This is a genomic window from Arhodomonas sp. KWT (genome assembly GCF_010993615.1).
Genome location: NZ_WNXE01000025.1, coordinates 1 through 19,943 on the forward strand (window position 1 = coordinate 1; position 19,943 = coordinate 19,943).

The 19,943-nt window shown below is 70.7% G+C and carries 17 protein-coding genes; 8 read left to right on the forward strand and 9 right to left on the reverse strand.

Features of this window, described 5'->3' with window-relative positions:
• Positions 1 to 234: 234 nt before the first annotated feature.
• The 9 genes from G7A99_RS06800 to def all read right to left on the reverse strand — a co-directional run bounded on the left by G7A99_RS06800 (position 235) and on the right by def (position 9,538).
• Entirely contained in the window at positions 235 to 711 is a 477-nt protein-coding gene (locus tag G7A99_RS06800; RefSeq protein ID WP_163139283.1) for a hypothetical protein, read from the reverse strand.
• 79 nt (positions 712 to 790) lie between these two features.
• Positions 791 to 1,105 carry a tetratricopeptide repeat protein gene (locus tag G7A99_RS06805; protein WP_240466149.1) on the reverse strand — a complete coding sequence of 105 codons (315 nt, stop codon included), beginning with the start codon at positions 1,103 to 1,105 and terminating at the stop codon, positions 791 to 793.
• An 83-nt stretch (positions 1,106 to 1,188) separates the two neighbouring features.
• Entirely contained in the window at positions 1,189 to 2,565 is a 1,377-nt protein-coding gene (gene trkA, locus G7A99_RS06810; protein ID WP_163139284.1) for a Trk system potassium transporter TrkA, read from the reverse strand.
• Between the two features lie 7 nt (positions 2,566 to 2,572).
• Positions 2,573 to 3,913 carry a sigma-54 dependent transcriptional regulator gene (locus G7A99_RS06815; protein WP_163139285.1) on the reverse strand — a complete coding sequence of 447 codons (1,341 nt, stop codon included), beginning with the start codon at positions 3,911 to 3,913 and terminating at the stop codon, positions 2,573 to 2,575.
• On the reverse strand, positions 3,910 to 6,129 hold the full coding sequence (locus tag G7A99_RS06820) for an ATP-binding protein (protein ID WP_205599761.1): 2,220 nt from the start codon (positions 6,127 to 6,129) through the stop codon (positions 3,910 to 3,912). The genes G7A99_RS06815 and G7A99_RS06820 overlap by 4 nt, the downstream gene beginning before the upstream one ends.
• Complete coding sequence (locus tag G7A99_RS06825; protein ID WP_163139286.1) at positions 6,108 to 6,683, reverse strand: DUF4390 domain-containing protein; 576 nt, start codon at positions 6,681 to 6,683, stop codon at positions 6,108 to 6,110. Before G7A99_RS06825 ends, G7A99_RS06820 begins: the two co-directional genes overlap by 22 nt.
• Positions 6,668 to 7,999, reverse strand: a complete 1,332-nt coding sequence (gene rsmB, locus G7A99_RS06830; protein ID WP_163139287.1) for a 16S rRNA (cytosine(967)-C(5))-methyltransferase RsmB — start codon at positions 7,997 to 7,999, stop codon at positions 6,668 to 6,670. Before rsmB ends, G7A99_RS06825 begins: the two co-directional genes overlap by 16 nt.
• The gene (fmt, locus tag G7A99_RS06835) at positions 7,983 to 8,912 is read right to left on the reverse strand and encodes a methionyl-tRNA formyltransferase (RefSeq protein ID WP_163139288.1); all 930 of its coding nucleotides are present in this window, start codon (positions 8,910 to 8,912) and stop codon (positions 7,983 to 7,985) included. Before fmt ends, rsmB begins: the two co-directional genes overlap by 17 nt.
• An 89-nt stretch (positions 8,913 to 9,001) precedes the next feature.
• Complete coding sequence (gene def, locus G7A99_RS06840; RefSeq protein ID WP_018718080.1) at positions 9,002 to 9,538, reverse strand: peptide deformylase; 537 nt, start codon at positions 9,536 to 9,538, stop codon at positions 9,002 to 9,004.
• Between the two features lie 128 nt (positions 9,539 to 9,666).
• On the opposite strand from def, the gene G7A99_RS06845 reads away from it, so the two are divergent.
• The 8 genes from G7A99_RS06845 to aceE all read left to right on the forward strand — a co-directional run bounded on the left by G7A99_RS06845 (position 9,667) and on the right by aceE (position 19,931).
• Complete coding sequence (locus G7A99_RS06845; protein ID WP_018718079.1) at positions 9,667 to 10,701, forward strand: LysM peptidoglycan-binding domain-containing protein; 1,035 nt, start codon at positions 9,667 to 9,669, stop codon at positions 10,699 to 10,701.
• Positions 10,698 to 11,810, forward strand: coding sequence for a DNA-processing protein DprA (dprA, locus tag G7A99_RS06850; protein WP_163139289.1), 1,113 nt, complete (start codon positions 10,698 to 10,700; stop codon positions 11,808 to 11,810). The genes G7A99_RS06845 and dprA overlap by 4 nt, the downstream gene beginning before the upstream one ends.
• Before the next feature lie 32 nt (positions 11,811 to 11,842).
• Positions 11,843 to 12,319 (forward strand): DUF494 family protein, encoded by a 477-nt coding sequence (locus G7A99_RS06855; protein WP_018718077.1) that lies wholly within the window; start codon positions 11,843 to 11,845, stop codon positions 12,317 to 12,319.
• Positions 12,320 to 12,436: 117 nt separating this feature from the next.
• Entirely contained in the window at positions 12,437 to 14,770 is a 2,334-nt protein-coding gene (locus G7A99_RS06860; protein ID WP_018718076.1) for a DNA topoisomerase I, read from the forward strand.
• A gap of 7 nt (positions 14,771 to 14,777) precedes the next feature.
• Entirely contained in the window at positions 14,778 to 15,335 is a 558-nt protein-coding gene (locus G7A99_RS06865; protein WP_018718075.1) for an L-threonylcarbamoyladenylate synthase, read from the forward strand.
• The gene (gene mobA, locus G7A99_RS06870; protein ID WP_018718074.1) at positions 15,328 to 15,915 is read left to right on the forward strand and encodes a molybdenum cofactor guanylyltransferase MobA; all 588 of its coding nucleotides are present in this window, start codon (positions 15,328 to 15,330) and stop codon (positions 15,913 to 15,915) included. The genes G7A99_RS06865 and mobA overlap by 8 nt, the downstream gene beginning before the upstream one ends.
• Before the next feature lie 18 nt (positions 15,916 to 15,933).
• A complete protein-coding gene (hemF, locus tag G7A99_RS06875; RefSeq protein ID WP_018718073.1) occupies positions 15,934 to 16,854 on the forward strand; it encodes an oxygen-dependent coproporphyrinogen oxidase in 921 nt (306 codons plus the stop codon).
• Positions 16,855 to 17,255: 401 nt separating this feature from the next.
• Entirely contained in the window at positions 17,256 to 19,931 is a 2,676-nt protein-coding gene (gene aceE / locus G7A99_RS06880; protein ID WP_051088213.1) for a pyruvate dehydrogenase (acetyl-transferring), homodimeric type, read from the forward strand.
• The last annotated feature ends 12 nt before the right edge of the window (positions 19,932 to 19,943 follow it).

Genomic DNA, 19,943 nt, shown 5'->3' on the forward strand with positions numbered 1-19,943 from the left:
CGCTGAACCCACGCACCGCGACGCCGTGGCCCGGCTCCCGTAGGTTGGCTGCTCCCGGCAGCCAACAGGCCCTACCGGTATCGGCTGCCGCCGGCGGCCAACGCAACCGCTCCACGGCGGATGTCGGCTGCCTTCGAGCAGCCGACCTACAGCAGGACTGTCCCCGTGTGAGTCGTACACGGCCCCTGGCCGTGTACGACACCTCCGCGAAAACGCTGGCTCCGACCTTGCCGGCTAGCTGGAGCTGCCCCCGCCACCGGACTTGCCGGACGAACGCCCGGACTTCGACGTGCCGGCGGCCTTGCCCGCCTGCTCACCGGCCTGCTCCCAGGCATCGAGCACGTCCCGGGCGTTGCGGTACCACGGCATGTCACGCACCGCGGGCTGCATCTCCTCCATGCGGGCCAGCCAGCTGCGCCACAGCTCGCTCTGGGTCTCGGTCCAGGCACGCATCATCTGCTGCATCTGGGCACCCCAGTCACCCGGATCGGTGTTGCCACCGCCGCCGGAGAGGCTGCGGATCCACTGCTGCTGGCGCTCCAGCGCCTCCTCGACGGCCTTCTGCCATGCCTCGATCTGCTGCTTCTGGGCATCCGCCGCCGGCCCGCCGAGCCCGGCGCTGCGCATCCCCTCGAACCACTGATCCCAGAGCCGGCGCTGGGTTTCGGTCCAGCCGCTCATCGCGTCTTCCATCTGCTTCTGCCAGTCCATGCTCTCGCTCCCTCTGCGTCGATGTGTAACGGGGATCCGCCGTTTTCACCAGTGTAGTCAACGCGGCGCCGGGCACGCTTCACTCGGGGCCGTCGAGACGGCGCACGCGCACCTCCAGCTCGCGGACCACCTGCATGTCGCCGTTGGCCCGTGCCGCCGCGAGCCCCTCGCGATAGCTCGCCAGCGCGGCGTCGCGGTCGCCGCCGCGCTCCTGCAGCCGGCCGAGCGCACGCCAGGCGGCGGAATACTGCGGGTCGATGGTCACCGCCTCGCGCAGGTGGCGCTCGGCGGCCTCGCGGTCGCCGTCGCGGGCATAGGCGTTGCCCAGGGTCAGGCGCAGCATCGCGCTGTCCCGCCCGCTGTCGATCATGCGCTCGAGTGACTCGGTGTCCATGGGCCCACCAGTGATCGCCGGGTGTGCTGGTTGAACTGGGGCCGGTGCGGCGGCGGGTCAAGCCGGCCGCCAACGCCGGGCACCTAGAGGAAGGTCACCGCCACCTGGAAGAGCTTCTCGACGTCGCCGAGGCGGCTCTTGTCCACCAGGAAGAGGATGACGTGGTCCTCGGACTCGATGACCGTGTCGTGGTGGGCCATGATCACCGACTCGCCGCGCACGATCGCGCCGATGGTGGTGCCCCGGGGCAGGCGGATCTCGTCGATGCGCCGGCCCACCACCGAGGAGCTGTTGGCGTCGCCGTGGGCCACCGCCTCGATGGCCTCGGCGGCCCCCCGGCGCAGGCTGTAGACGTTGACCACGTCACCGCGGCGGATGTGCGCGAGCAGGCTGCCGATGGTGGCGTGCTGGGGCGAGATCGCGACGTCAATGTCCTCGCTGGACTGGATGAGGTCGACGTAGGCCGGGCGGTTGATCAGCGCCATGACCGTGCGCGCGCCCAGGCGCTTGGCGAGCATGGCCGAGAGGATGTTGGCCTCGTCGTCGTTGGTCAGCGCGCAGAAGACGTCCGTGTTCTCGATGTTCTCCTCGAGGAGGAGGTCCTCGTCGGCGGCATCACCGCGCAGGATGATGGTCTTCTGCAGCAGCTCCGAGACCAGCCGGCAGCGCTGGGGGTCGCGCTCGATGATCTTGGTCTGGTAGCGCCCCTCCAGGGACTGCGCCAGACGGGTGCCGATGTTGCCGCCGCCGGCGAGCATCAGCCGCTTGACCGGCTTCTCCAGGCGGCGCAGCTCGCTCATGATCGCGCGGATGTTCTTGCGCGCGGCGACGAAGAAGACCTCGTCGCCGGCCTCGATCACCGTGTCGCCCTCGGGGATGATCGCCCGGCCCCGCCGGAAGATCGCCGCGACCCGGGCGTCGACGCCGGGCATGTGCTCGCGCAGGGTCCGCAGCTCCTGGCCCACCAGCGGCCCGCCGTAGTAGGCCCGCACCGCCACCAGGCGGACCTTGCCGCCGGCGAAGTCGAGCACCTGCAACGCACCGGGGTGCTCGATGAGGCGCTTGACGTACTGCGTGACCAGCTGCTCCGGGCTGATGATGACGTCGATGGGCAGGGCGTCCGGCGAGAACAGCTGCGGACACGACAGATACTCCACCGCGCGCACCCGGGCGATTTTGGTCGGGGTGTTGAACAGCGTGTCCGCGACCTGGCAGGCGACCATGTTCGCCTCGTCGGAGTCGGTCACGGCGATGATCATGTCCGCATCGTCCACGCCCGCGCGGGCGAGCACGTCCGGGTAGGTGGCACTGCCGGTGACGGTGCGCAGGTCGAGCCGGTCCTGGAGCTCCTGGAGGACGGTCGGGTCGACGTCCACCACGGTGATCTCGTTGTCCTCGTGGGCGAGGTTCTGTGCGACGGTGCTGCCCACCTGGCCGGCACCGAGGATGATGATCTTCATCGCCTGACTAGCCCCCTTCCTTCGGGTCGATGCCGAGCGCGCGCAGCTTGCGGTAGAGGTGGGTACGCTCCATGCCGCTCAGCCGCGCGAGCTGGGCGACGCTGCCCTCCGCGCGCCGGAGCTGGCGCTGCAGGTAGGCCCGCTCGAATGCCTCGCGGGCCTCGCGCAGGGGCAGGTCCAGCCACAGCTCCGTGCCCGTCGACTCGCCGCTCTGGGCGCGCTCGGCGAGCACGCGGTCGACCTCGTCGACGTCGATGTCCAGGCCGTCGCCGAGCAGCAGCAGCCGCTGGACGAGGTTGCGCAGCTCGCGCACGTTGCCCGGCCAGAGGTGATTGCGCAGGCGGTTCTGGGCGGCCACGGTGAAACGGCGGTAGACCAGACCCTCGCGCTCGACCAGGTCGTCGACGAAGAAGGCCACCAGCTCCGGGATGTCCTCGACGTGGTCGCGCAGCGGCGGCACCACCACGGGCACGACATTGAGCTGGTAGAACAGCTCCTCGCGGAAACGTCCGGCCCGCACCGCCGCCTCCAGCTCCAGGCTGGCCACGGCGACGACGCGGCAGCTCAGCGACACGGACTCGCCGCCGCCCATACGCTGGAAGTGCCCGGCGTCGAGCACCGCGGTGAGGCGGGTCTGAGCGGCCTCATCCAGGTCGTCGAGCTCATCGATGACCAGCGTCCCGCCGGCGGCGGCCTCGAGCCGCCCGGGCCGGCCGCCGTGGCGGCCGAACAGCGCCTCGGACATCGACTCCCCGGCCGCGTTCGCCGGCACGAACTCCACCAGCGGGCCCGGCTGGGCACGCAGACCGTGGATGTAACGCGCCAGGGTCTTGCGCCCGCTGCCGGCCTCGCCGGTGACCAGTACCGGCGAGCGCGCCCGGGCCAGGCGGTTGGCCTGCTCGCGCAGCCGCACCATGAGCTGGCTGCGCCCCACCGGAGCGACCACCTGCGGCGCCTCCGTGGTCGCCGGCGCACCGGGATGCTCCGCCAGCGCCTGCTCGACGGTAGCGAGAAGCTTGCCCAGCGACAGGGGCTTCTCGATGAAGTCCACCGCCCCCAGGCGGGTGGCCTCGACGGCGGTCTCGACGGTGCCGTGCCCGGAGATCATCACCACCGGGAAGGCCGGCCCGCCGGCGCGAACCCATTCCTTGAGCAGCGAGATCCCGTCCTCCTCGGGCATCCAGATGTCGAGCAGGACCAGGTCCGGGGCGGCCTCCGCGAGGCGCTCGCGTGCCTGTGCGGCGCTCTGCGCGGTGGCCACCTCGTAGCCCTCGTCCGCCAGGATCTCCTCGACCAGCTCGCGGATATCCGGCTCGTCGTCCACTACCAGGACTCTGGCGTGCGTCATCCCCTCTCCTCGACAGTGCTGCGCACCAGCGCCCGGTGCGGCTCCCCGGCCACCGGCAGACGCACGGTGATCCGGGCGCCGTCGCGCAGGTTACGGGCGGATATGCGCCCATTATGTTCCTCAACGATCTTCTTGACGATGGCGAGCCCCAGCCCGCTACCCCGGGGCTTGGTGGTGACGTAGGGCTCGAAGAGCTGATCGAGCACCGCCTCGGCGAAGCCCGGGCCGTTGTCGGTGAGGCACAGCTCCACCTGGCCGGCGTAGCGCCCGGTCCCCGTGCGCGTGGTCACGGTGAGCCGGCACGGCCGCCCCTCGCCGTCCGCCGCCTCCAGGGCGTTGCGGATGAGGTTGTTGAGCAGCTGGCGCAGCCGGCCCGGGTCCGCCCGCAGCGTCGGCAGGTCCCCGGCCAGGTCCAGGGTGAAGGCCACCTCGGTGGTGTCGTCACCGCGGTGGAGCTCGACCACGTCCTGGACCAGGGCGTTGAGGTCGACGTCCACGAGGCTCAGCCGCGGCGGGCGGGCATACTCGGAGAAGGCATTGACCATCGCCTTCATCGCGTCCACCTGCTGGATGATCGTGCGCGTGGCACGCTCCAGGCGCTCGGCGTCCTCCGCCTCCAGGCGGTCGCTGAGCTTGTGCTGGAGCCGCTCCGCGGAGAGCTGTATCGGCGTGAGCGGATTGCGGATCTCGTGGGCGAGACGCCGGGCGACCTCGCCCCAGGCGGCGTCGCGCTGGGCCTGGATGAGGGTGGTGACGTCGTCGAAGACGATGACGTGGCCGCCGGCGGTGCGCCCCCCGGGGAGGGCGGCGCCGCTGCAGATGAGCATGCGCCGGCCTTCGTCCGTATCCAGGGTGAACTCCTCGCGCCACTCGCCGCCGCCAGCGGCGGAGCGGGCCTCCACCAGCTCCACGAACGGCTCGAACGCCGGATGATTGGAGACCAGCACCCGCAGCCGCCCGCCCGCCGCCTGGGCCAGCGGCACCGAGAGGATGTCCACCGCCGCCTGGTTGTAGGTCCGCAGCCGACCGTACTGGTCCAGCGCCAGCACCCCCGAGGACAGCCGCCCGAGCACCGTCTCCAGATAGGCGCGCTGGGCCTCCGCCAGCACCTGGCCGCGGCGGGCCTCGTCCCGCGACTGCGCCACCCGGCGGCTCATCTCGTTGAACGAGCGCACCAGAAAGCCGAGCTCGTCGCGGCCGCCGTCCGGGAGCTGGGTGCCGTAGTCGCCCTCGGCGAGGGCCCGGGTGCCCTCGGCGAGGCCGCTGATCGGCGCAACCAGCCGCCGCGCCAGGTAGAACGCCGACCACACGGCGAACAGCAGCGACATCAGCAGCACCAGCGAGAGGGTGAGTATGAAACTGTCCTTGAGCGGGCCGCGCAGGTAGGCGAGCTCACGGTACTGCGCGAATGCCTGCTGCACGTCCCCGGCGAGCTCGTTGAGCCGCGGCGAGATCGGGAACAGCGCGAGCAGGAAGCGCGGGTTCTGGGGCTGCGCCGGGTTGGGCGCGGGCACCGCGGCACGGATATTCAGGCCACTGCCCTCGATGGGATCGAGACTGACGTACGGCCGGCCCTGACGGAGCTGGAGCAGGACCTCGTCCTCCGGCCGGTTGGGCAGGATGCTCTCGGTATCACGGGTGCTGGAGGCGATGATCCGGCCGTTGCTGCCGAACAGGGTGAGCTCCGCGGCGTTCATGCGCTCGCGCAGGTCGCCGATGGTGAAGGTCATGGTGCCCTCGGGCACGGTCGTGAGCTCGTCGGCCGCCGACTGCACGCGCTTGAGCAGGTCGCGCATGCGCAGGTCCAGCGACGCCTGGGACAGGCTCAGGGCATCGTCCAGGGCCTGCTCCACGCGCACGTCGAACCAGCTGTCGATGCCGCTGCGCAGGAACTGCATGGAGAAGGCGTAGACGATGAGGCCGGGGACCACGGCGAGCAGCGCGAACAGCGCCATGATCCGCCCGGTGAGGCGGCTGCCCGGGCGCGCCTCGCGCAGCGAGCGCACCAGCCGCCAGACGTTGACGCCGATGACGGTGACCAGCGCCACCAGCGCGACCGCGTTGAACAGCAGCAGCCAGCTGTAGAGCTGGCCGAACATCGCCGAGTTCTCGGTCGCGGCGTTGAGCAGATACAGCGAGACGAGCAGCGCCACGCACAGCGCAAGCCGTACGGCGCCCTCGCTCTTGAGCCGTTTCAGGAACCCTGCAATGGCCATCGCCGCCAGTCGCTCTCCAGCTGCCACTCAGGGGAGAGATAGGCCATGGAACGCAACGGCCGGGGCAGTGCGTCCGTGTCCAGGGCCGCGCGGGCGGCGACGGTGTAGCGCACGTCCGGGTCCAGTCGCGCCGCGCGCACCACCGTCACGTCCCGTATGTCGCCGGCCGCCGCCAGCAGCCGCGCCAGCGTCCGGAAGCTGCGCGGCTCGCCCTCGTCCAGGGGCAGGAGGACATAGCGCTCGCTCAGTGCATGGTACTGCAGGCGGTAGCGGTGGGAACGGCTGACCAGGGTGGCCTCCCACAGCCCCCACCACGTCGGGCGCAGCACCTCCACGTCCAGCCGGAGCTGGAGCGCGACGCCGTTACGCAGCGCCTCGCGGGCGGCGTCGCTCAGCCGGTAGTCGATGCGCGCATCGAGATACCACACGCCGTCGCGCAGGTTCAGCTCGCCGGCGCGGATGCGCACGTGGCCGTCGGCGGCGGACACCGCCGCCGGCAGTACCGCACACACCAGTGCCAGCGCCAGCGCGGCGGCGCTCAGCCACCGGCGCATGGCGACTTGTCGAAGCAGGCGTAGTAGAAGCCGTCCATCCCGCCCTCCCCCGGCAGGAGCTGATGACCGACGCCGGTGGCTCGCCCCGCCGGCAGCCCCGGCGCGACGACCCGCGCATCCGCGGTCCCGGCGGCGAAGGCCGAGGCCACCGCCTCGTTCTCGGCGTGCAGCAGCGAGCAGGTGGCGTACACCAGCCGCCCACCCGGGGCAAGCAGCGGCCAGAGCGCGCGCAGCAGCGCCGCCTGGGTCCCGGCGAGACGCGGGATGTCCGCGGCCCGCCGCAGCCACTTGATGTCCGGGTGACGGCGGATCACCCCGGTCCCCGAGCACGGCGCGTCCAGCAGGATGCGCTGGAAACGGCCCCCATCCCACCACGTCTCGGGGTGGCTTGCATCCCCGGCACACAGGCGCGCGGTCAGCCCGAGGCGCGCCAGGGTTCCGCCGACACGCTCCAGACGGCCGGCGTCGCTGTCCAGCGCCAGCACCGACAGGTCCTCGCCGCGTTCGAGCAGGTGCGCGGTCTTGCCCCCGGGGGCGGCGCAGGCATCGAGCACGCGATCCCCGGCGGCGGGGGCGAGCAGCCCGGCGGCGAACTGTGCGGCGCCGTCCTGCACCGACACCTCGCCCTCCGCGAACCCCGGCAGGGCGTTGACCGCCACCGGTGCGTCCAGCACCAGTGCCTCCGCCAGCCCCTGCAGTGGCCGCGCGGTGATACCGGCGGCGACCAGCCGGGCGGCGTAGGCCTCGCGGGTGGTGCGACGGCGGTTCACCCGCAGGGTCATGGGCGGGCGCGCCAGGCAGGCGGCGGCGACCGCGTCCCGGGCCTCGGGCCAGTCCGAGCGGATCGCCGCGTCCAGCCACTCCGGCAGCGCCGCGGCGACCGCCGGGTCCCGGTCGGCCCGTGCCAGCAGCCGCTCGCGTTCGCGCTGGAAACGCCGCAGGCAGCCGTTGACCAGCCCCGCCGCGCGCCGGCGGCCCAGGGCGCTGGTGACCGCGACGGTGGCGGAGACCGCGGCATGGGGCGGTACGCGGGTGTGCTCGAGCTGGTAGAGCCCGACCACCAGCAGCGGCTCCAGGATCCGGTCCCGGGGTCTCAGGGGCCGGCTCAGCAGGGCGTTCACCACCGCCTGCAGGCGGCGATACCAGCGCAGGCTGCCGTAGGCGAGCTCGTGGGCAAGGGCGGCATCGGCGGCACCGAGCCCCGCCTCCAGGGCCGGCAGCTCGCGGGCCAGTGACCGGCCGTGGAGCACCACCCCGGCCACCGCCTCCACAGCGGCGCGGCGGGGGGCGACGCCGGTCTCAGCCGAGCCGCTCACCGGCCTCGATCCCGACACCGTTGAGGAAGCTGGCCACCGGCTGGCGCCGGCGCCCCGGGGCCTGAACCTCCAGCAGGCGGAGCACGCCGTCACCGGTGGCGACATCGACGCCCCCGGGGGCAACGGCGATCACGGTCCCCGGCGGCACGTCCGCCCGGTCCGGCCGCACCTCTGCACGCCAGAGCCGCAGCTCGCCGTCGCCCCGGCGGGTCCGCGCCACCGGCCACGGGTCGAAGGCGCGGATACGCCGCTCGATCGCCGCCGCGGGCTCGTGCCAGTCGATCCGGGTCTCGGCAGTCTCCAGCTTGTCCGCATAGGTGACGCCGTCCTCCGGCTGTGGCCGCTCCGGCAGGCGCCCGGCGACCCAGTCCGGCAGCACCCGTGCGATCAGGGATGCGCCCATGGCGGCGAGGCGGTCGTGCAGGCTGCCGCCGGTATCCTCCGCGCCGATGGGGGTCGCCTCGCACTCGATCACCGGCCCGGTGTCGAGCCCGGCGGCCATGCGCATGATGCACACGCCGGTATGCGTATCGCCGGCGAGCAGGGCGCGCTGAATGGGGGCGGCACCGCGCCAGCGCGGCAACAGCGAGGCATGGATGTTGAGGCAGCCATGGACGGGGACGTCGAGCACTGTCCGGGACAGGATCAGCCCGTAGGCCACCACCACCATGACGTCCGGCTCGAGCGCGGCGAGGGTGGCGCGGGCATCGGCGTCACGCAGGCTCTCCGGCTGGTACACCGGGATGCCGTGCGCCTGTGCCGCCTGCTTCACCGGCGACGGCCGCAGGCGCCGGCCCCGCCCGGCCGGGCGGTCCGGCTGGGTATAGGCGGCGACCACGTTGAACCCCGCCTCGACCAGGGCGGTCAGCGCGGGAACGGAGAAATCGGGGGTACCGGCGAAGACGACTCGCAATGCTGCTCCCGTTCGCAGTGGGCGTATGGCCGTGGAGTAGGCGGGTCCGGATCGGCGGGCGCCGGTCCGGGCGGGACGGGCCGGCGCGCTCAGCCGGCCTCGCGTGCCGCCTGTCCCGCGGGCTCGCCGCGCTGCCGCGCCTGCTTCTCCAGGCGACGACGCAGGCGCTTGCGCTTGAGATCGGAGAGGTAGTCGACGAACAGCCGGCCCTCGAGGTGATCCATCTCGTGCTGGATGCACACCGCGAGCAACCCCTCGGCCTCGAGGGTGAAGGGCTCACCGTCGCGCCCGGTCGCCTCCACGGTGACGTGCTCAGCACGGCGCACCGCCTCGAAGTACTCCGGCACCGACAGGCAGCCCTCGTCGCTGACCGTCTCGCCGTCGCGGGTGGTGATCCGTGGATTGACGAACGCCAGCGGGCGGCTGCGATCCTCGGAGACATCCATGACGATGATCCGCTCGTGGACATCCACCTGGGTCGCCGCCAGGCCGATACCGGGGGCGGCGTACATCGTCTCGAACATGTCGTCGATGAGCCGGACGACGCGCTCGTCGACGGCCTCGACGGGGCTCGCCACCGTGCGCAGACGGGGATCGGGATAGTGCAGAATGTCGAGCTTGGCCATGGCGTTGGGAATCCGTTGCGGGGCGCGCAGCAACGCTGCTAATGTTACGATATCCTCAAATGAACGATCATAACGGATCCGGGGCACTGGCGGCCAGCTCGAAAGCGGCGCCGACACAGGGATTGTCCATGCTTAAGAAGACTCTCGCGTGGGCGCTCGGCGCCCTTCTGCTGAGCACCGTGGTTTCGGCGCAGGACCCCCGCATCAGGGCCGATCATCCCACCACGTATACGGTGCAGCCGGGCGACACCCTCTGGGACATCTCCGGGCGTTTCCTTACCGAGCCGTGGTACTGGCCGGAGATCTGGCACGAGAACCCGGACATCGAAAACCCCCACCTGATCTACCCGGGCGACGTGGTGCGCCTGACCCTCGTCAACGGGGAGCCGCAGCTCAGCGTCGAGCGCGGCGGCGGCACCATCAAGCTCTCCCCCGAGGTCCGCGTCGAGCAGCTCGACGACGCCATCCCGGGCATCCCCATGGAGGCGATCCGGCCCTTCCTCAGCGGTGACCGCGTTGTCGAGGCCGGCACGCTGAGCGACGCCCCTTACGTCGTGGCCGGCGGCGACGAGCGCGTGATGAGCGCCACCGGCGACCCCATCTACGTCCGCGGACTCGACGGCAGCGACGCCAACAGCTGGGACGTGGTGCGCAAGGAGCAGACCTTCCGCGACCCCGCCAGCGGCGAGGTCCTCGGCGTCCTCGCCCAGTATGCGGGCAGCGCACGGGTGCGCGAGCACGGCGACCCGGCGACGCTGGTGCTCACCGACAGCACCCGCGAGATCCTCGCCGGCGATCGTCTGCTGGAGGCGAGCGACGAGCCCTTCGACAGCCAGCTCGTGCCGGCCGCCCCGTCCCAGGACGTCGACGGCGTGATCATGGCGGTCATGGACGGCGTCAACCAGATCGGCCAGTACGATGTGGTCGCACTCAATCTCGGCAGGCGTGAGGGCATGAAGACCGGCCACGTGCTCACCGTGCTCGAGAAACCGCGCAGCGTGGAAGACCCTTACAGCAAGGACGACGAGGTGGTCACCCTGCCGGCGGAGCGCGAGGGCGTGCTGATCGTCTTCCAGGTCTTCGAGCGCATGAGCCTCGGTCTCGTCATGGAGGCGAACCGCGCCATGGCCGTCGGCGACACGGTGCGCACCCCCGAACGATGAGCCCGCCGCGCGAGCCGCGGACGGCCTGGCTGCGGCTGCTGCGCACCCCCGGGGTCGGCACCGCCACGTTCACCGCCATACTCGAGGCGTTCGCGACGCCGGAGGCCTTCCTGGACGCGGACGCCGCCACGGTCCGGGCCGCCGGCCTGAACCCGGCCCTGCGTGACGGCACGCCCGGCGCCGACGACACCGGCGTGACCGCGGACCTGGACTGGCTGGCAGGCCCGGACCACCACCTGATCACCCGCAGCGACCCCCGCTACCCCGACGGCCTGCACGCCATCGCCGATCCGCCGCCGCTGCTGTTCGTCAACGGCGACCCCGCCGTGCTCGCCCGCCCCCAGCTCGCGGTGGTGGGCAGCCGCAAGCCGAGCCGCGGCGGCGAGGACAACGCCCACGAGTTCGCGCGCTACCTCGCCGGAAGCGGGCTGACCATCACCAGCGGTCTCGCCCTGGGCATCGACGGTGCCGCCCACGCCGGCGCCCTCGCCGGCGGCGGCACGACGGTAGCGGTCACGGCCACCGGCCCGGACCGGGTCTACCCCGCACGACACCGCGACCTCGCCCGGCGGATCGCCGGCGGCGGCGCCATCGTCACCGAGCTGCCCACGGGGACCGGCGTGCGCCGTGAGCAGTTTCCCCGCCGCAACCGCCTGATCAGCGGGCTCGCCATGGGCGTGCTGGTGGTCGAGGCCGGGGTGCACAGCGGCTCGCTGCTCACCGCCCAGCACGCCCTGGAGCAGGGCCGCGAGGTGTTCGCCATCCCGGGCTCCATCCACAACCCCATGGCCCGCGGCTGTCACGCGCTGATCCGCCAGGGCGCGAAGCTGGTGGAATCGGCCCGGGACGTGTTCGACGAGCTGCCCCCGGTCGCCCTCCCCGGGGACGGCGACATCCCCGCCGATACCGGCGCCGGCGCGCCCCAGGCGGGGCTCGGCGAGGACTACGAGCAGGTGCTGGAGGCCCTCGGACACGACCCCGTGGCCTTCGACGTGCTGGCCGGGCGCACTGGATTGACGGCCGATACGCTTTCCTCCATGCTGCTGATACTCGAGCTCAAGGGGCATGTAACTGCCTGCTCCGGCGGGCGCTACGCTCGCTCCCACTGAGCACCCTTCCCCTGGTCTCTCTGGGCGCGCGGATGAAAGAGAACGTCTTCGACCTGCTCATGTACCTGTTCGAGAACTATTTCTATAACGAGGAAGAACCTCAGCCGGACAGGGACTCACTCGAATCCGAGCTCTTCGATATCGGCTTCAGCCGTACGGAGATCCGCAAGGCCTTCGAGTGGCTGGACGCACTGGCACACAGCCGCGAACTCCCCGCCGTCAGCACGAGCACCCAGCGTTGCGTGCGCGTGTTCACCGCCAGCGAGCAGGAGCGCCTCGACACGGAGATGCGCGGCTTCATGCTCTACCTGGAGCAGGTGGGCATCCTCACCGCGCACAGCCGCGAACTCGTCATCGACCGGTTGATGGCCCTCGGCGACGAGGACATCGACCTGGACACGGTAAAGTGGGTCGTGCTCATGGTGCTGTTCAGCCAGCCGGGACAGGAAGAGGCATTCGCGAGCATGGAAAACCTGGTCTTCGACGGACCCAACCAGCTCGTTCACTGATCGGCTTGAGGTTGACACGCCGAGCCGCCACGTTAGTTTCCCGGTAGATCGCGGGTCCGTCCCGACCAACTCCATCTCGGACGTCGCCGGGCGCTCCGGAGACCGAACATTCTTCTTATGGGCAAAAAACTGGTCATCGTCGAGTCGCCGGCGAAGGCGCGCACCATCAACAAGTACCTGGGCAAGGACTTCGAGGTCCTGGCCTCCTACGGCCATGTCCGCGACCTCGTCCCCAAGGAGGGGGCGGTGGATCCGAAGCACGACTTCGCGATGCGCTACCAGACCATCGAGCGCAACGCCAAGCACGTCGACGCCATCGCCAAGGCAAGCCGCAAGGCCGAGGCCATCTATCTCGCCACCGACCCCGACCGCGAGGGCGAGGCGATCTCCTGGCACCTCTACGAGCTGCTCCGGGAGAAAGGCGTCGTCGACGACAAGCCCGTGCAGCGGGTGGTGTTCTACGAGGTCACCAAGCCGGCCATACAGGAGGCCATCGAGCATCCGCGGGGCCTGTCGGAAGACCTGGTGAACGCACAGCAGGCACGCCGGGCGCTGGACTACCTGGTCGGCTTCAACCTCTCGCCGCTGCTCTGGCGCAAGATCACACCGGGCCTGTCCGCGGGCCGGGTGCAGAGTCCGGCGCTGCGCATGATCGTCGAGCGCGAGCAGGAAATCGAGGCATTCGAGCCCCAGGAGTACTGGAGCGTCGAGTCCGACCTCGACCACGAGGGCCAGGCGTTCACCGGCAAGCTCGCGCGCCTCGACGGCGAGAAGGTCGAGCAGTTCACCCTCACCAACGAAGGCCAGGCCACCGACGCCACGAAGCGCCTGGAGGCCGCGGCGGACGGCCGGCTGCACGTCAGCAGCGTCGAGAAGAAACAGCGCCGGCGCAACCCGGCCGCGCCCTTCATCACCTCGACGCTGCAGCAGGAGGCCTCGCGCAAACTGCGCTTCTCCGCCCAGCGCACCATGCGCGTCGCCCAGCAGCTCTACGAGGGCGTGGACACCGGCAGCGGCGCCATCGGCCTGATCACCTACATGCGGACGGACTCGGTGAATCTCTCTCAGGAGGCCATCGGCAATCTCCGCGGCGTGATCGCCGAGCGCTACGGCGAGAAGATGCTGCCTAAGTCACCGAACCAGTACCGCACCCGGGCCAAGAACGCCCAGGAGGCGCACGAGGGCATCCGGCCCACCGATGCACAACGGAGCCCGGAGGACCTCAAGGGCCACCTCTCCGAGGACCAGTACAAGCTCTACGACCTCATCTGGAAGCGGTCCGTGGCCTGCCAGATGATCCATGCGACCATCGACACCGTCTCCGTGGACCTCGCCGCCGGCGACGTGGGCGTGTTCCGCGCCACTGGCTCGACCATCCGCGATCCGGGCTTCATGACCGTCTACATGGAGGACACGGACGACCCCAAGGCGCCGGCCGACAACAAGGAGCGCATCCTCCCGCCCCTCGCCGAGGGCGACTGGGTCACGCTCAAGGCCATTCGCCCGGAGCAGCACTTCACCGAGCCGCCGCCGCGCTTCAGCGAGGCCTCGCTGGTGCGCGCACTCGAGGAGCGCGGCATCGGCCGGCCGTCGACCTACGCCTCGATCATCTCGACGCTCCAGCAGCGCGGCTACGTGGAGATGGACAACCGTCGCTTCCATCCCACGGACACCGGCCGGGTGGTGGCGAAGTTCCTCACCGAGCACTTCGACCGCTACGTGGACTACGACTTCACCGCACGGCTGGAGGATGACCTCGACGCCATCTCCCGCGGCGAGCGCGACTGGGTGCCGGTGCTCCACGAGTTCTGGACCCCCTTCCACGAACGCGTCGAGGACAAGGCCAACGTCTCCCGCGCAGAGGTCATGCAGGCCCGCGAGCTCGGCACCGACCCCAAGAGCGGCCGCCCGGTACAGGTACGGCTCGGGCGCTACGGACCGTTCGCGCAGATCGGGACCCGGGAAGACGAGGAGAAGCCCCGCTTCGCCAGCCTGCGCCAGGGCCAGAGCATCGACACCATCACCCTGGACGAGGCGCTGGCGCTTTTCCAGCTGCCCCGGGACCTCGGCGAGACCCCGGAGGGCGAGTCGCTGCAGGTGAATATCGGACGGTTCGGACCGTACGTGCGTTTCGGCGACAAGTTCGCCTCGCTGAAGAAGGACGACGACCCCTACACCGTCACCCGCGAGCGCGCCCTGGAGCTGGTCGCCGAGAAGAAGGAGAACGAGGCGCGGCGGACCATTCAGGAGTTCACGGACGACGGCATCCGCGTGCTGCGCGGACGGTTCGGGCCCTACGTCACCGACGGACGCAAGAACGCCAAGGTACCCAAGGAGCGCGAGCCGGAGGCCCTCACCCTGGAAGAATGCCGCGAACTCATCGCCAACGCCCCGGAAAAGAAGGGCGGCCGGCGCCGGGCCGCCGCCGGCAACAAGCGCAAGGGGCGCTGAGGCCGGCATGGACGTACGCTTCCGTCACCGCCTCGCGGCGGCCGTGCTCGACGGGGGCGGCGTGATCGCCTATCCCACCGAGGCGGTCTACGGCCTCGGCTGCGACCCATGGCAGGCGCCCGCCGTGGCCCGGCTGCTCGAGCTCAAGGACCGCCCCGTCGAGAAGGGGCTGATCCTCATCGCCGCCGACACCGGCCAGCTCCGCGACTGGGTGACCCCCGAGGCCCTGGGGGATCCACAGGTGAACGCCACCTGGCCGGGACCGGTGACCTGGATCCTGCCCGCCACCGGCGAGGCAGCGCCCTGGATCACCGGGGGACGGCCGCGGATCGCGGTCCGCATCACCGACCACGCCGATGCGGCCGCGCTGTGCCGGGCCTTCGGCGGACCGCTGGTCTCCACCAGCGCCAACCCCGGGGGCGCCGGTCCGGCGCGGAACGCGCTGCGGGTGCGCACCTACTTCGACGGCGACGTCGACCTCGTACTCGGCGGCCCCACGGGCGGCCGGGCGCGGCCCACGACCATGCTCCGCTGGCCCGACGGCGGGGTCGTACGCCATGGCTGAACGGATCACGGCGGTCATCCTCGCGGGCGGGCGCGGACAGCGCATGGGCGGCGCCGACAAGGGCCTCATCGATCTCGACGGCCGCCCCATGATCGCCCACGTCGCCGCCCGCCTGACCGGCCAGGCGGACGCGCTGGTGATCGTCGCCAACCGCAACACCGGCGAGTACGCCCGCTACGCGGACACTGTCGTCAGCGACCGTCTGCCGGACTTCGCCGGGCCCCTGGCCGGCGTACAGGCCGGGCTGGCCGCGGCGGCCCCGGGACACGCCCTGTTCGTGCCCTGCGACGCCCCGGCTCTGCCCCTGGACCTGGTACGGCGGCTGCGCGAACCGGGCGCCCCCGCAACGGTGGCCCACGACGGCCGGCGGATGCAGCCGACGTTCTCGCTGCTCGCCACCGGCATCGCCCCGGAGCTGGAGACGGCCATAGAGGAGGGCACCCGCGCCCTACACGCCTGGCTGGAACGGGCCGGGGCGGTCACGGTGGACTTCTCCGATCAGCGCGAGGCGTTCTCCAATATCAACACCGCGGCGGAGCTCGCACGCTTCCTCGGCGACCCGCCGCCACAGACCCGATAGCCACGCACGGAAGGGACCATGACCGAGCAGCCGCGCCCCGACGACGTCCGTCACTGGCTGGAGTCGCTGCAGGAGCGGATCTGCGACGCCCTGGCCGCGGCCGACGGCGCCGCCGGGTTTCACGAGGACAGCTGGCAGCGCCCCGACGGCGGCGGCGGACGCTCCCGGGTACTGGCCGGGGGTGCGGTCTTCGAGCAGGCCGGGGTGAACTTCTCCCACGTGCGCGGCGGCGAACTGCCCGCGAGCGCCTCGGCGCGGCGCCCGGAGCTCGCCGGGCGGAGCTTCCAGGCCATGGGCGTGTCCCTGGTGGTGCATCCGGAGAACCCCCACGTGCCCACCTCCCACGCCAACGTGCGCTTCTTCGTCGCCGAACACCCCGAGGCCGAGCCGGTGTGGTGGTTCGGCGGCGGCTTCGACCTGACCCCCTACTACCCGGTCCGCGAGGACGTGCTGCACTGGCACCGCACGGCCCGCGCGGCCTGCGAGCCCTTCGACACCGGGCTGTATCCGCGCCTGCGGCGCTGGTGCGACGACTACTTCCACCTGCCCCACCGCGGCGAGCAGCGCGGCGTCGGCGGGCTGTTCTTCGACGACTTCGACGAGGGCGGCTTCGAGCACGCCTTCGGCCTCACCCGCTCGGTGGGCGAGGCCTACCTCGAGGCCTACCTTCCCATCGTCGAGCGCCGCCGCCACACCCCCTGGGACGAGGCCCAGCGCCGCTTCCAGCTCTACCGGCGCGGGCGCTACGTGGAGTTCAACCTGCTCTTCGACCGCGGCACCCAGTTCGGCATCCAGTCCGGCGGGCGCACCGAATCCATCCTCATGTCCCTGCCGCCGCTGGCGCGCTGGCAGTACGGCTATCGTCCGACCCCGGGCACGCCGGAGGCGGCCCTCACCGACTACTGGCTCCAGCCCCGGGACTGGCTGACAGAGGGGTAGCGGCAAAGGGCGGACTTTTTCCGCTGCGGCGCAGCATAACGCCTGTTAACCCGACGTCAACCTGTAACCCATTGTTTTTCATGAGTGCCCGTAGGATGGCTGGCGCTGACGTCACATGATTTGTGACATAAAAGAATTAATAAACTGACGACACCGCCCTCGCCGTTACGGTAGCTTTGGACGCGCACACGTCGTACGGCTCCGGAATCGATTTCCGCAGCGCAACATTGCGGCCGGTCCGCAGCCGCGACCCAGTGTCTATACTCGACGTCAGCAAAGGCCCCCGCAGACCGGGGGGCGAAAGCCATCGCGGCGCGCGGCGATCCCGCGACGACCGCTGCCGCACAATGATAAACGTGCCACGGAACGCGGCCGCACGCGGCGATACCAGAGGTGAGACAATGGCTGCACTCAGGCAACACACGCCCATCCCCGGCGATGACGATCCCCAGGAGACCCAGGAGTGGATGGAGGCGCTCGAGGCGGTGCTCGAGTACGAGGGCACCGATCGCGCCCACTTCCTGCTCGAGGCCCTCGTGGACAAGACCCGCCGCCGGGGCGGTCAGCTCCCGTTCAAGGCGACCACCGCCTACCAGAACACGATTCCACCGCAGCACGAGGAGAAGTCCCCGGGCGACGCCGCCCTGGAGTGGCGCATCCGCTCGCTGCTGCGCTGGAACGCCATGGCGATGGTCGTGCAGGCCAACAAGGACCGCGAGGGCATCGGCGGCCACATCGCCAGCTACGCCTCCTCGGCCACGCTCTACGAGGTCGGCTTCAACCACTTCTGGCGCGCCCCCTCCAAGGACCACGGCGGTGACCTGATCTTCATCCAGGGCCACTCCGCGCCGGGCATCTATGCCCGTGCCTACCTCGAGGGGCGGCTCAGCGAGGACCGGCTGCACAAGTTCCGCTCCGATCTCTCGGAGGGCGGGCTGTCGTCCTATCCGCACCCGTGGCTGATGCCCGACTTCTGGCAGCTGCCCACCGTGTCCATGGGCCTCGGCCCGATCATGGGCGTCTACCAGGCACGTTTCCTCAAGTATCTCCACAACCGCGGCATCGCCAACACCGAGGACCGCAAGGTCTGGGTCTTCTGCGGTGACGGCGAGATGGACGAGCCGGAATCGCTCGGCGCCATCGGCGTGGCGGCCCGCGAGGGGCTCGACAACCTCATCTTCGTGGTCAATTGCAACCTCCAGCGCCTGGACGGCCCGGTGCGCGGCAACGGCAAGATCATCCAGGAGCTCGAGGGCGAGTTCCGCGGCGCGGGCTGGAACGTGCTCAAGGTGATCTGGGGCTCCTACTGGGACCCGCTGCTCGCCCGCGACACCAAGGGGCTGCTGCGCCGGCGCATGGAGGAATGCGTCGACGGCGAGTACCAGAACTTCAAGGCCAAGGGCGGCGCCTACACCCGTGAGCACTTCTTCGGGAAGTATCCCGAGCTCAAGGAGATGGTCGCCAACATGACCGACGAGGACGTCTGGCGGCTCAACCGCGGCGGCCACGACCCGCACAAGATCTACGCCGCCTACGCCGCCGCCACCAAGCACAAGGGCGAGCCGACCGTCATCCTCGCCAAGACGGTCAAGGGCTACGGCATGGGCGAGGCCGGCGAGGGCCAGAACATCACCCACCAGCAGAAGAAGATGGCCGAGGACGCCCTGAAGGCCTTCCGCGACCGCTTCCAGATCCCGGTGCCGGACGACAAGGTCGCCGAGGCGCCATTCTACAAGCCCGCGGACGACAGCCCGGAGATGCGCTACCTCCACGAGCGCCGCCAGGCCCTGGGCGGTTATCTGCCCGAGCGCCACGAGGACGCCCCGGCGCTGACCATCCCGGATCTGGACGCCTTCGAGGTGCTGCTCAAGGACAGCGGCGATCGCGAGATGTCCACCACCATGGCGTTCGTGCGGGCACTGGCGGTCATCGGCCGCAACAAGACCTTGGCACGGCACCTGGTGCCCATCGTCCCCGACGAGGCCCGGACCTTCGGCATGGAGGGGCTGTTCCGCCAGCTCGGCATCTACTCGCCCAAGGGCCAGCTCTACGAGCCCCAGGATGCCGACCAGCTGATGTACTACCGCGAGGACAAGAAGGGCCAGATCCTCCAGGAGGGGATCAACGAGGCCGGCGCCATGTCCTCGTGGATCGCCGCGGCCACCTCGTACGCCAACAACGGCATCGAGATGATCCCGTTCTTCGCCTACTACTCCATGTTCGGCTACCAGCGCACCGGCGACCTCTGGTGGGCGGCCGGCGACATGCAGGCGAAGGGCTTCCTCATGGGCGGCACCGCCGGACGGACCACGCTCAACGGTGAGGGCCTGCAGCACGAGGACGGCCACAGCCACCTGCTGACCTCGGTAATCCCGAACTGCATCTCCTACGACCCCACGTTCGCCTACGAGATGGCGGTGATCATCCAGGACGGGCTGCGGCGGATGTACCGGGACCAGGAGAAGGTCTTCTACTACATCACCATGCTCAACGAGAACTACCACCAGCCGGCGATGCCCGAGGGCGCCGAGGAAGGCATCCGGCGGGGCATGTATCTCTTCCAGCGTGGCGGGGACGCGGACAACCGGGTCCAGCTCATGGGCTCCGGGCCGATCCTGCGGGAGGTCATCGCCGCGGCGGACATGCTGCGCGACGACTGGGGCGTGGCCGCGGACGTCTGGAGCTGCCCGTCGTTCACGGAGCTGCGCCGCGACGGCATCGACTGCGAGCGCTGGAACATGCTCCACCCGGGCGAGACCCCGCGTCAGAGCTGGGTGGCACGGCAGCTCGAGGGGCATGACGGCCCGGCGGTCGCCGCCACCGACTACTTGCGCGCCTTCGCCGACCAGATCCGGCCCTACGTCGACCGGCGCTACACCGTACTCGGCACCGACGGCTTCGGCCGCTCGGACACCCGCGAGCGGCTGCGCCACTTCTTCGAGGTCGATCGCTACTACGTCACGGTGGCCGCGCTCAAGGCCCTCGCCGACGAGGGCCGGCTGAACGCCGATACCGTGCAGCAGGCCATCGCGCACTACGACATCGACCCGGACGCGCCCAACCCGGTCACGGTCTGACCCCGTGCCGAT